This window comes from Mycobacterium sp. 1164966.3, from assembly GCF_001665395.1.
Taxonomy (GTDB): domain Bacteria; phylum Actinomycetota; class Actinomycetes; order Mycobacteriales; family Mycobacteriaceae; genus Mycobacterium.
In genome coordinates, this window is sequence record NZ_LZSG01000035.1 from 40,362 (window position 1) to 52,512 (window position 12,151).

Annotated in this window: 11 protein-coding genes; 7 read left to right on the forward strand and 4 right to left on the reverse strand. The window is 68.4% G+C overall.

The genetic code is table 11. The features are described from left to right. Positions 1-11: 11 nt before the first annotated feature. The 3 genes from A9W99_RS12235 to A9W99_RS12245 all read right to left on the reverse strand — a co-directional run bounded on the left by A9W99_RS12235 (position 12) and on the right by A9W99_RS12245 (position 3,569). A complete protein-coding gene (locus tag A9W99_RS12235) occupies positions 12-1,499 on the reverse strand; it encodes an NAD(P)/FAD-dependent oxidoreductase (protein WP_067377595.1) in 1,488 nt (495 codons plus the stop codon). Between the two features lie 72 nt (positions 1,500-1,571). Then, positions 1,572-2,546 carry an alpha/beta hydrolase gene (locus A9W99_RS12240; RefSeq protein WP_067377598.1) on the reverse strand — a complete coding sequence of 325 codons (975 nt, stop codon included), beginning with the start codon at positions 2,544-2,546 and terminating at the stop codon, positions 1,572-1,574. 57 nt (positions 2,547-2,603) lie between these two features. Next, entirely contained in the window at positions 2,604-3,569 is a 966-nt protein-coding gene (locus A9W99_RS12245) for an alpha/beta hydrolase (RefSeq protein ID WP_067377600.1), read from the reverse strand. Here A9W99_RS12245 and A9W99_RS12250 point away from each other — a divergent pair. Continuing rightward, positions 3,568-4,326, forward strand: coding sequence for a lysoplasmalogenase (locus A9W99_RS12250; protein ID WP_067377603.1), 759 nt, complete (start codon positions 3,568-3,570; stop codon positions 4,324-4,326). The two genes, A9W99_RS12245 and A9W99_RS12250, sit on opposite strands and share 2 nt — an antisense overlap. A gap of 134 nt (positions 4,327-4,460) precedes the next feature. Beyond that, positions 4,461-6,419 carry a primosomal protein N' gene (locus tag A9W99_RS12255; RefSeq protein ID WP_067377811.1) on the forward strand — a complete coding sequence of 653 codons (1,959 nt, stop codon included), beginning with the start codon at positions 4,461-4,463 and terminating at the stop codon, positions 6,417-6,419. 119 nt (positions 6,420-6,538) lie between these two features. On the opposite strand, the gene A9W99_RS12260 is transcribed toward A9W99_RS12255, so the two are convergent. Then, complete coding sequence (locus A9W99_RS12260; RefSeq protein ID WP_067377607.1) at positions 6,539-7,363, reverse strand: class I SAM-dependent methyltransferase; 825 nt, start codon at positions 7,361-7,363, stop codon at positions 6,539-6,541. Positions 7,364-7,540: 177 nt separating this feature from the next. Between A9W99_RS12260 and A9W99_RS12265 the strand changes: the two genes are divergently transcribed. Genes A9W99_RS12265 through ribD form a run of 5 tightly spaced genes read left to right on the forward strand, consistent with a single transcriptional unit; the run spans position 7,541 to position 12,142 of the window. Continuing rightward, positions 7,541-8,023 carry a MarR family winged helix-turn-helix transcriptional regulator gene (locus A9W99_RS12265; protein WP_067377610.1) on the forward strand — a complete coding sequence of 161 codons (483 nt, stop codon included), beginning with the start codon at positions 7,541-7,543 and terminating at the stop codon, positions 8,021-8,023. A gap of 46 nt (positions 8,024-8,069) precedes the next feature. After that, complete coding sequence (gene fmt, locus A9W99_RS12270; protein WP_067377613.1) at positions 8,070-8,999, forward strand: methionyl-tRNA formyltransferase; 930 nt, start codon at positions 8,070-8,072, stop codon at positions 8,997-8,999. Further along, positions 8,996-10,393: an RsmB/NOP family class I SAM-dependent RNA methyltransferase gene (locus A9W99_RS12275; RefSeq protein ID WP_067377617.1), complete on the forward strand. Its 1,398-nt coding sequence runs from the start codon at positions 8,996-8,998 to the stop codon at positions 10,391-10,393. Before fmt ends, A9W99_RS12275 begins: the two co-directional genes overlap by 4 nt. A gap of 14 nt (positions 10,394-10,407) precedes the next feature. Continuing rightward, positions 10,408-11,097: a ribulose-phosphate 3-epimerase gene (gene rpe, locus A9W99_RS12280; protein WP_067377620.1), complete on the forward strand. Its 690-nt coding sequence runs from the start codon at positions 10,408-10,410 to the stop codon at positions 11,095-11,097. A 19-nt stretch (positions 11,098-11,116) separates the two neighbouring features. Next, entirely contained in the window at positions 11,117-12,142 is a 1,026-nt protein-coding gene (gene ribD / locus A9W99_RS12285; protein WP_067377622.1) for a bifunctional diaminohydroxyphosphoribosylaminopyrimidine deaminase/5-amino-6-(5-phosphoribosylamino)uracil reductase RibD, read from the forward strand. Positions 12,143-12,151: the final 9 nt, after the last annotated feature.

Below are 12,151 nucleotides of genomic sequence, written 5' to 3' on the forward strand. Positions count from 1 at the left end.
GCTTGCGCTGATTAGCTCCCGGTGAACCGATAGTCGTCCAGATTGAATCGCCTACTGCGCCAGTAGGCTTCCACCGTCGTGGCGGGACGTAGTGGCACGTCGCCGTTCTTGTCGAAGTAGTAGCTGTTGGCCAGCTGGCAACTGTCCTGCCAGAAGATCTGGCGGTGGCGTTTGCGCATCATCTCCGCGAAGTACCGGGCATTGGCCTCCTCGGTCACCTCGATACGGGTGGCGCCGCTGCGCCGAGCCCGCTTCAGGCAGCGCACGATGTGATGGGTCTGGGTCTCGATAAGCGCGAAGTACGACGAACCGACGTAGCCGTACGGGCCGAAAACCGTGAACATGTTAGGAAACCCGGGGACGCTGACACCCTCGTAGGCCTGCAGCCGATGCTCATCCCAAAAGCGGCTCAACGACTGGCCACCACTGCCCGTGACGGCATAGGTCGGGACATTATCGGTGTCCATGACCTTGAAGCCGGTCGCCAGTATCAGCACATCGATCTCGTGGTTCTCGCCGTCCGTCGTCGCCACCGCACCGGGCGTGATCTTGTCGATCGGCTGGGTCACCAGACGCACGTTGTCGCGGTTGAACGTCGCCAGGTAGCCGTTGTGGAAGCCGGGCCGTTTACAGCCGACGGCGTATTGCGGCGTGAGTTGCTCGCGCACCGCCGGGTCCTCGACCTGCTGACGCAAGTAGCTGCGACCCGCATCGGCCATCCGTTTGGCCAGCGGAAACACCGTGAAGTACTGCGCCGAGATCGGGAAGGTCAATTCGACGAAAGCCTGGCTGACGAGTCGTTGTACGAATTTGCCGCCGGGGATCCGCATCGCCCAGCGCGCCGCGGTCGGCAGCGGGACGTCGAACTTCGGGAAGCACCAGATCGGTGTGCGCTGAAAGACGGTGAGGTGGGAGACAATTGGTGCGATCTCCGGGATCACCTGCACAGCCGAAGCACCCGTGCCGATGATTGCGACACGCTTGCCGGTCAAATCCTGACTGTGGTCCCAGCGCGCGGTGTGCATGGTGACGCCGTCGAAGGAGTCCACGCCGTCGATGTCGGGCAGATTGGGCACGGTGAGCACGCCACTGGCGCTGATCACGAACCGCGCCGTGATTTCGCCACCGGGGTCCGTTTGCAACCGCCAGATTCCGTGCTCGTCGTCGAATTCGGCAGCGAGAACCTTTGTGCCGAAACGGATTCGGGAGCGCAGCCCGTACTTTGCGACGCAGTGTTCGGCGTACGCCTGGAGTTCCCGGCCGGGCGCATAGGTCCTTGTCCAGTCCGGGCTCTGCTCGAACGAGAACTGGTAGGAGAACGACGGAATGTCAACGGCGATACCAGGGTAGGTGTTCCAGTACCAGGTGCCACCGACTCCGTCGCCGGCCTCGAGCATCAGGAAGTCGTGAAATCCCGCCCGGTCTAGCTGGATCGCGGCGCCGATGCCCGAGAAGCCAGCACCCACAATCAGCACGTGGTGGTCGGGCTGTGCAGTCATTCAGCTCTCCTTCCGACGACGTGCATGCCATCCTGGGGTAGTAGTGCCAGCCTAGCCACCCCCACGGGCGCTTTAGCCGTGCAGAGCTTTCTTCAGAGCCGCCACTCCGCGGTTTGTGGCCTCGGCGGCGGCCGGAACCACCATTGCGAAGCTGACGTAGCCGTGTACCAGGGTGGGCTCGTTGCACAACTCCACCTGCACGCCGGCCGCCCTGAGCAACTCGGCATACTGCGCCCCGTCGTCACGCAACGGGTCGTGTTCGGCGGTGCCGATGAAAGCAGGGGGCAGGCCGGACAAGTCAGCGGCGTTGGCCGGGGCCAGGGTGGCCGGCAACGTCGCGTGGTCGGTGATATCGACACCGGGGATGTACCACTGCATGAATGCGTCGATCACGTCGCGGTCCAAGATCGGTGCATCGGCATTCTCGGCGAACGACGGCAACGTCAGGTCGGCCGTGGTCGACGGGTACCACAGCAATTGGAACACCAGGGCCGGTCCGCCCTGATCAGTATTGTCGCGGGCCAGTTGCGCCATCACCGCCGCGATGTTGGCGCCCGCGGAATCGCCGGCCACAGCGATTCGATCGGGGTCGCCGCCCAGCTCGGCGGCGTGCTCGCCGACCCAGCGCAGTGCGGCCCAGCTGTCGTCGATCCCGGCAGGGAAGGGGTGCTCGGGCGCCAGCCGGTAGTCGACGGACACCACGATCGCCTCCGCACCGACCGAGTGCGCTCGCGCGACGGGGTCGTGGGTGTCCAGGTCGCCGATAGACCAGCCGCCACCGTGGTACAGGACGACGACGGGCAAACCATCCTGGGCGGCGACCGGCGGCCAATAGATCCGGACGGGTATATCGGTGAGCTCGCCGTAACCGATCGTCCGGTTCTCGATCCGCAGCTGGGGGAGCATTTCCGGGGGTGTTTGCAGCTGCTTCATCCGGGCGCGTGCGACCTCGACGCCATCGGCGGCGGAGAACGTCAGCGGAACCGCATCGAGCAGCGCTTTGAACACTGGATCGATGGGTGGCCGGGCAGTGGTCGGGTCGGTCATCCGCCTACCGTACGCAATAGTTGATTCACGTCGATTTGCGCCTGCTCTGGGCCCGCGTCAGGGCTGTAGCGCAGCCCGCAACGCGGCCAGTCCGCGGTCCATTGCATCGGTGGCGGCCGGCGCCACGCCGGCGTAGCCCAGGTAGCCGTGCACCATGGTCTCGGCGTTGTGCACCTCGACGGGAACGCCGGCGGCGGACAGCAGCTCGCCGTACCGGATGCCGTCGTCGCGTAGCGGGTCGTGGCCCGCTACGCCGATGTAGCTGCGCGGCAGATCGCCCAGATTCTTGGCCCGGCCCGGCGCTATGCCTGCCGGCGGGTCGGACAAGTCGACTTCGCCTGCGTACCAACGAGAGAACGCGCCGATTGCGGCGGTGTCGAGGATCGGCGCGTTCGCGTTCTCGGTGAAGGACGGTAGCGAAATGTCCCACAGCGTAGAGGGATACCACAACAGCTGGAACGCGACCGAGGGGCCGCCGCGATCCCGGACCAGCTGCGCGACCACCGCGGCGATGGTCCCGCCCGCCGAATCACCGGCGAGGGCGAGCCGGTCGGTGTCGGCACCGATCTCCCGGCCGTGGTCGGCAACCCATACCGTTGCGGCCCAAGCGTCTTCGACCGCGGCGGGATATGGGTGCTCGGGAGCCAGCCGGTAGTCGACCGACACCACAATCGCGCCCGCGCCCACCGCATGCTGACGACACGTACCGTCATGTGTGTCCAGATCGCCCATGACGAAGCCGCCGCCGTGGAAGAACATCACCACCGGCTGCATCACGGCAGGCGTGGAATCACTTGGCGGCCAATAGATTCGAAGCCCAAGCGGACCGCCCGGTCCCACAATGGCGCGGTCTTCCACCCGCAACTCGGGATGCAGCGCACGGCGCTTCAGATCGCGCAATCGCTGGCGGGCTGCCTCGATCCCGTCTTCGGCTGATAGCCGGAACGGAACCTTATCCAGTACCTTCATCAGGATGGGGTCGATGTCGGGTTTCTCGTCGGCGGTCTTGTCCAAGTTGGGCATGGAGGAACCGTACGCACAGCGCTTGGTGACCGGAGGGTGGGTGGTCGCCGGATGGGCCGGGATCGCCTACGGCGTGTATCTGACCGTGATCGCGTTGAGCTCGCCGCCGGGCGCCGCGCTGACCGGGCAATGGATCCTGCAGCCGCCGTTCAAGGCTTCGATGGCGGCGTTGCTGACGCTGGCTGCCGTCGCGCACCCCGTCGTCCGCGAGCGACGGTGGCTGATGCCGGCACTGCTGCTCTCGGCGGTTGGCGACTGGCTGTTGGCGGTCCCCTGGTTGGCGCAGTCGTTCGTATTCGGCCTGGGCGCATTCCTGTTGGCGCACTTGTGTTTTCTGGGCGCATTGCTACCGCTGGCGTGGCGCTCCGGCCCGTCGCGCGCTCGCCTCGTGGCCGTCGGGGTGATGGTCGTGCTGTGCGCGGCGCTATTGAGCTGGTTCTGGCCGCACCTGGGCGCGGAAAACCTGACCGTGCCGGTGACGCTGTACATCGTCGTGTTGTGCACGATGGTGTGCACGGCTTTGCTGGCGAAGCTGCCGACGATGTGGACCGCGGCGGGGGCCGTGTGTTTCGCGGTGTCGGACGCGATGATCGCCATCGGCCGGTTCATCCTGGGCAACGAGCTGTTGGCGGTGCCGATCTGGTGGTCGTACGCGGCGGCGTTGATCCTGATCACAGCCGGGTTCTTCTTCGGCAGAGAACCCCTCGACGGATCGAATGACGAAGCCGACGACGCTGTCGTTACCGCCGACGACTGAGTGTCGGTGGGCGCCGGTAACAAAGAACCATGTCGTCCAACCGTGAATCTCGCTGCGCCGGGCGGTAACCGGTGACGCGCGTCGGCACAGTTCGCACACCCCTGCAGGTAGAGCCGATCGCGCGGGTGCTGCCGATGCTGTCCGTGCCGCACCTGGACCGCGAGTTCGACTACCTGGTGTCGGCCGAGCAGTCCGACGATGCGCAGCCGGGCGTGCGAGTGCGGGTGCGGTTTCACGGGCGCCTGGTCGACGGGTTTCTGCTGGAGCGGCGCAACGACACCGACCACACCGGCAGACTGGGCTGGCTCGACCGGGTCGTCTCGCCAGAGCCCGTGCTGACCCCGGAGATTCGGCGGTTGGTCGACGCGGTCGCGGCGCGCTATGCCGGCACCCGGCCAGACGTGTTGCGACTGGCCGTGCCCGCGCGGCACGCCAGAGTGGAGCGCGAGCCCGTCGCGATCCCCGCTCGCCCGGAGATCGCGCCCGTCGACCCGGGCGGATGGGAGGTGTACGGCCGCGGCGGGCAGTTCTTGACCGCGTTGGCCGAGTCGCGCGCTGCGCGCGCCGTCTGGCAGGCGTTACCTGGCGAGCCGTGGGCCGACCGGTTCGCCGAGGCCGCCGCCCAAACCGTGCGAAGCGGCCGTTCGGTGCTGGCTGTCGTGCCCGACCAGCGCGATCTGGACGCACTGTGGCAGGCAACGACGGCGCGCATCGACGAGAACAGTGCGGTGGCGCTCTCAGCGGGCTTGGGGCCGGCGGCGCGCTACCGGCGCTGGCTGGCCGCATTGCGGGGCAGCGCCCGGCTGGTGATCGGTACCCGCAGTGCGGTGTTCGCGCCGCTGAACGACCTGGGCCTGGTCATGGTGTGGGCCGATGCCGACGACACGTTGGCCGAGCCACGGGCGCCGTATCCGCATGCCCGGGAGGTGGCGATGCTGCGCGCGCACCAGGCGCGGTGCGCGGCCCTGATCGGCGGCTATGCCCGCACCGCTGAAGCCCATGCGCTGGTGCGTAGCGGTTGGGCGCACGACATCGTCGCGGCGCGACCGGTGGTGCGGGCTCGCACTCCGCGGGTGGTTGCGCTGGACGACCGTGGATACGCCGACGAACGCGACCCGGCGGCCCGCCCCGCGCGAATCCCGTCCATCGCGCGGCGGGCCGCCCGCTCCGCGCTTGATGCTGGGGCGCCCGTGCTGGTGCAGGTGCCACGCCGCGGATACGTGCCGTCCCTGGCCTGCGGGCGTTGCCGCACGATAGCGCGCTGCCGGCATTGCACAGGCCCACTGTCGCTTCAGGATCGTGGTGCACCGGGCACTGCGTGCCGCTGGTGTGGGCGGGTGGATCCGACGCTGAAATGCACGCGCTGCGGATCGGATTCGGTGCGCGCCGTCGTCGTCGGGGCCCGGCGCACTGCCGAGGAGCTCGGCCGGGCATTCCCGGGTACGCCCGTCGTCACGTCGGCGGGGGAGGCCGTCGTTTCCGAGGTCCCTGCCCGACCGGCGGTGGTGGTGGCCACCCCGGGGGCCGAGCCCCGCGCAGCAGGCGGATACGGGTCGGCACTGCTGCTGGACACCTGGGCGTTGCTGGGCAGGCAGGACCTGCGCGCGGCCGAGGAAGCCCTGTGGCGGTGGATGACCGCTGCTGCGCTGGTGCGGCCCCGCGGCGACGGCGGTGTGGTGACCGTGGTTGCCGACGCGTCCATCCCGACGGTGCAATCTCTGATCCGATGGGATCCGGTGGGTCACGCCGAGGCCGAACTGGCGGCTCGCGCCGAAGTCGGGCTGCCGCCGAGCGTGCATCTGGCCGCCCTGGACGGCTTTGCTGACGCCGTTGCGGCGCTGCTGGACGCCGTCCGATCGCCCGACCTGGAAAGCCTCCAAGCCGACCTGCTCGGCCCGGTGGACCTGCCGCCGGGATCACGCCGCCCAGCGGGAACGCCTACCGGCGCCCTCGTCACCAGGATGTTGGTCCGGGTGCGGCGGGAGCGCGGGCTGGAGCTGGCAGCGGCGCTGCGGCGCGCCGTCAGTGTGCTCAGCACCAGAGGAACCCACGAGCCGGTCCGGGTGCAGATCGACCCACTGCACATCGGCTGACGTCGCGAGTCGATTAGGTTTCGGACAGCGAGGTCGACGCTGGCGCGCAGGCCACTCGAGCTTTTTCGCGCCAGCGTCGATCTCGACGAAAGTCACCCACGACGCTAGTTGCGGGCGGCTCATCGTTTTTTCGCGGTCAGCAGCAGATACTCCCACTCCATGACCCCACCCGCCAGGAACTCCTGGGCGAGTTCGACCAGCTGCGCATCCAGCGCGGCCGCCAGAACCGCGTTGTCGCCGATGTTCGCGAAGGCCTCGATCGTCGGGCCGTAGTGATTCCTGAAGTAGTAGTGCACATCCTCGGCACTGTCAAAGCGATTGACCGCCAACATCTCTCGGCTCGCGCTGACGTCGGTGACCCGATCTCCCAGCAGACCGCGCACGTAATCCTCGCGACCCCACAACGCCGCCGGTGGGACGGCCGCCGTAAGGCTGGGCCGGTACGGCCGGATGGTGGCCAGCATCCGGCCGAAGAACCCCGTTGGTGTCCAACTGATTACGCCGATCGTGCCGGCGGGGCGGCACACCCGCACCAATTCGTCGGCCGCACGCTGCTGATCTGGTGCGAACATCACGCCGATCGCCGAGATCACGGTGTCGAACTCGCCATCGCCGAACGGCAGGGCGTGGGCGTTGGCCTGCTGCCAGTGCAGCGTCAGACCCAGCTCTGTTGCCCTGCTTCGGGATCGGTCCAGCAGTTCCGGGGTGAGGTCGGTGGACACCACGCCGGCGCCCGTCCGGGCTGCCGGAAGCGAGATATTGCCAGAGCCGGCGGCGACGTCGAGCACCCGCTGACCGGGGCCAATCCCCGTCGCTGCAACCAGGATTGGGCCGAGCGGGGCCATGACCTCCTCGGCCATCAGGGCGTAGTCGCCCGATGCCCATACCGCGCGGTGCGTGGTCGCAAGGTGCTGGTCTTCGCGAATAGGCGTGTCGATCGTCATTGGTAACTCCTAGGGGTGCGGAGAACGGGCGGAAACGTCGTCGTCGACGGTACCAGAACAATATACATGAGCAATAATATACATTTGCTACATTCAGGCTTTGCTAGACTCACCCCGCCATAGCTTTTACGGTGATGCGGAAACGAAATAGACGGCTCGGGAAAAGGGGAACCCAGGATGCCGGCGGACAATGCTTTACCGGTCGACGACTCCCTGGACGCGATTACCGATGCGTTGCTGACCGCGTCCCGGCTGTTGGTGGCAATCTCTGCCCGCTCGATCTCTCAGGTGGACGAGAGCATCACCATCCCGCAATTCCGGACCCTAGTGATTCTGTCCAACCAGGGTCCGATCAACCTCGCGACGCTGGCCGGGCTGTTAGGCGTCAAGCCGTCGGCTACCGGTCGAATGGTCGATCGGCTGGTCAGCGCGGGCCTCATCGATCGGATGCCGCACCCCACCTCGCGCCGTGAGCTGTTGGCCGCGCTGACGCCACACGGACGCAAAATCGTCCGGCAGGTCACTGCGCACCGACGCGCCGAGATTGCCCGCATCGTCGAGCAAATGCCAGTACAGGACCGTCACGGCCTGGTACGTGCGCTCAACGCGTTCACCACCGCCGGCGGCGAGCCGGCGGCGTACCTCGACGACGAGATATAGAACTCCGTGGCGCTCGGCTGGCTCGGCCCCTTTCTAGACTGTCCCGGTGCGCCTCGTCTTCGCCGGCACCCCCGAAACCGCCTTGCCGGCGCTGCGTCGCCTCGTCGACTCGCCGCGCCATGACGTGGTGGCGGTGCTGACGCGACCGGACGCCGCCTCCGGCAGGCGAGGCAAGCCGGAGCCGTCAGCGGTGGCACGTGAGGCGCTCGATCGCGGTATTCCCGTGCTGCGACCGTCGCGGCCGAACTCGCCGGAGTTCGTCGGTGAGCTCTCGGAGCTGGCGCCGGAGTGTTGCGCGGTGGTGGCCTACGGCGCGCTGCTCGGCGACGCGCTGCTGGCGGTGCCCCCACGCGGCTGGATCAACCTGCACTTCTCGTTGCTGCCGGCCTGGCGCGGCGCGGCGCCGGTGCAGGCCGCGATCGCCGCGGGGGACACCATCACCGGGGCCACGACATTTCAGATCGAACGAAGCCTGGACTCCGGACCGGTTTACGGCGTGGTCACCGAGTCCATCCGGCCCACCGACACGGCGGGCGATCTGCTTGGGCGGCTGGCGGATTCAGGTGCCGTGCTGCTGTCGACCACCCTGGACGGCATCGCCGACGGGACACTGACGCCGCGACCGCAACCGGCCGACGGCGTCAGCCTGGCGCCGAAGATCACCGTCGAGCAGGCCCGGGTGCGCTGGGAGCTGCCTGCGCCGGTCGTAGAGCGCCGGATTCGTGCCGTCACACCAAATCCCGGCGCCTGGACGCTTATCGGAAATATGCGGGTAAAGCTCGGACCCGTACACCTCGACCAGGCTCCGGAATCCTTGTCGCCTGGTGCAATTCGGGTAGAGCGCAAGAGCGTCTGGATCGGCACCGGCTCAGATCCGGTGCGGCTGGGCCACATTCAGCCGCCCGGCAAGAAAGTCATGAACGCCGTGGACTGGGCTCGCGGCGCCCGGCTCGAACCCGACGCGCGGGCGTCATGACTGCCAAACGACGGCCGCTGGACCCGGCCCGTCGCGCGGCCTTCGACGTGCTGCGGGCGGTCAGCGAACGCAGCGCCTACGCGAACCTGGCCTTGCCCGCGCTGCTGCGTCAACGCGGCATCAGCGGGCGCGACGCCGCGTTTGCCACCGAGCTGACCTACGGCACCTGCCGCACCCTGGGTCTGCTCGATGCGGTCATCAGTGCGGCGGCCGGACGCCCGACGCGGGCGATCGATCCGGTGCTGCTCGACCTGCTGCGGCTGGGCACTTATCAGCTACTGCGCACCCGAGTCGACGCCTACGCCGCGGTGTCCACCACGGTGGAACAGGCTGGACTCGAATTCGATTCGGCGCGAGCGGGTTTCGTGAACGCTGTACTGCGTACCATCGCCGGCCGCGACGAGCGGTCCTGGGTCGAGGAGCTGGCTCCCGACCGGTCGCGAGATCCGATCGGTCACGCGGCGTTCGTGCATGCCCACCCGCGCTGGATCGCCCAGGCCTTCGCCGACGCGTTGGGCGCGGCGGCCGGAGAACTCGACGCGCTTCTGGCCAGCGACGACGAACGGCCTCAGGTGCATCTGGCGGCCCGCCCGGGAGTGCTGACCGCCGCCGAACTGGCCGCTGAATTGGGCCCTGAGGGGCGGGGCACGGTCGGACGTTATTCGCCGTATGCGGTGTACCTGCCCGGCGGCGATCCAGCGCAGCTGGAGCCGGTGCGCGACGGTAGGGCTTTGGTCCAGGACGAGGGCAGCCAACTGGTGGCCCGCGCGCTGACGCTGGCGCCGGTCGACGACGACGCAGGACGCTGGCTGGACCTGTGCGCCGGGCCGGGCGGCAAGACCGCGCTGCTGGCCGCGTTGCTGCTGAGCCAGGGCGCCGGCCCGTTGGCCCGGGTTACCGCCGTCGAGCCGTCGCCGCGTCGCGCCGACCTGGTGGCCGAGAACACCCGCGGACTGCCCGTCGAGGTGCTGCGGGTGGACGGGCGGCACACCGATCTCGAGCCGGGGTTCGACAGGGTGCTTGTCGACGTGCCGTGCACCGGGTTGGGCGCATTGCGCCGCCGGCCCGAAGCGCGCTGGCGGCGCCAACCGGCCGACGTACCCGCATTGGCCAGGCTGCAACGTGAGCTGCTGGCGGCCGCGATCGAACTCACCCGGCCGGGCGGGGTGGTGCTGTATGCGACCTGTTCGCCACATCTGGCCGAATCCACCGGCATTGTCGCCGACGCGCTGCGTCGTCATCCGGTGTGCGCCATGGACACTCGGCCGCTGTTCGAGCCTGTCCGCGAGGGCCTGGGCGACGGCCCGCAGGTGCAGCTCTGGCCGCACCGGCACGGCACCGATGCCATGTTCGCCGCCGCGCTGCGCCGGTTGCCAGGAAGCAACCGGAAGTAAGTAGTGTGGCGCACATGTCTGCCGGCAACGCGCGACCGCTGATAGCGCCGTCCATCCTGGCCGCCGATTTTGCCCGGCTCGCCGATGAGGCAGCCGCTGTGAATGGCGCCGACTGGCTGCATGTCGACGTGATGGACGCCCACTTCGTGCCCAACCTGACGATCGGGCTGCCGGTGGTGGAGAGTCTGTTGGCTGTCACCGACATCCCGATGGATTGTCATCTGATGATCGAGAACCCGGACCGGTGGGCGCCGCCGTACGCCGAAGCGGGCGCCTACAACGTCACGTTCCACGCCGAGGCCACCGACAATCCCGTCGGCGTGGCCCGCGACATCCGGGCCGCGGGCGCCAAAGCCGGGATCAGCGTGAAGCCGGGCACCCCGCTGGAGCCTTACCTGGACATCCTCCCGCACTTCGACACCTTGCTGATCATGTCGGTAGAGCCCGGCTTCGGCGGCCAGGACTTCATCCCCGACGTGCTGGGGAAGGTGCGCGTCGTGCGCAAGATGGTCGATGGGGGGGAGCTGACCATCCTGGTCGAGATAGACGGCGGCATCAACGAGGACACCATCGAGCAGGCGGCCGAGGCCGGCGTCGACTGCTTTGTCGCCGGGTCGGCGGTATACGGCGCGGATGACCCCGAGGCCGCCGTGGAGGCACTACGGCGCCAGGCCGGCGCCGCCTCGCCCCATCTGGGCCTCTGATCGGTCTTCAGAGCAGGTCATGAGCAGCGTCGAACAGGTCGACAGCATCGACGAGGCGATGCGCCTGGCGATCGAGCACTCCTGCCAGGTCAAGGGCACCACGTATCCGAACCCGCCGGTCGGGGCGGTGATCCTGGACCAGGAGTGCCGGGTGGTGGGCGTCGGCGCGACCCAGCCGGCGGGCGGCGAGCACGCCGAGGTCATCGCGCTGCGCCGGGCGGGGGCCCTGGCGGCCGGCGGCATCGCGGTGGTCACCCTCGAGCCGTGTAACCACTTCGGCAAGACTCCGCCGTGCGTGGACGCTTTGATCGAAGCGCACGTCGAGGAAGTGATTTACGCGGTCGCCGACCCCCACGAGATCGCGGCAGGTGGGGCGCAACGGTTGTCGGCGGCGGGAGTGCGGGTGCGCTCCGGTGTGCTGGCCGACCAGGTGTCCAGCGGACCGCTGCGAGAGTGGCTGCACAAGCAGCGGACCGGGCTACCGCACGTGACGTGGAAGTATGCCACCAGCATCGACGGGCGCAGCGCCGCCGCCGACGGATCCAGCCAGTGGATTACCGGTGAGGCGGCCCGCGCCGACCTGCATCGGCGTCGCGCCACCGCCGACGCGATTGTGGTCGGCACCGGCACCGTGCTGGCCGACGATCCGGCTTTGACGGCGCGGTTGCCCGACGGCTCGCTCGCCGAGCGGCAGCCGCTGCGCGTAGTGGTGGGTATGCGTGAAATACCTTCCGAGGCAAAGGTTCTCAACGACGACGCGCGCACTATGGTGATCCGAACCCATGATCCGCTGGAGGTGCTCAAGGCGCTTTCCGACCGTACCGATGTGCTGTTGGAGGGCGGTCCGACCCTCGCCGGTTCTTTCCTGCGGGCCGGGGCGATCGACCGCATTCTGGCGTATGTGGCGCCGATTCTGCTGGGCGGTCCCGTCGTCGCCGTCGACGACGTGGGGGTGCCCAGCATCTCCCGCGCGTTGCGCTGGCAATACGACAGTGTCGAACGCGTCGGCCCGGACCTGGTCCTCAGCCTGGTGTCGCGCGGCTAGGCCTGTGCG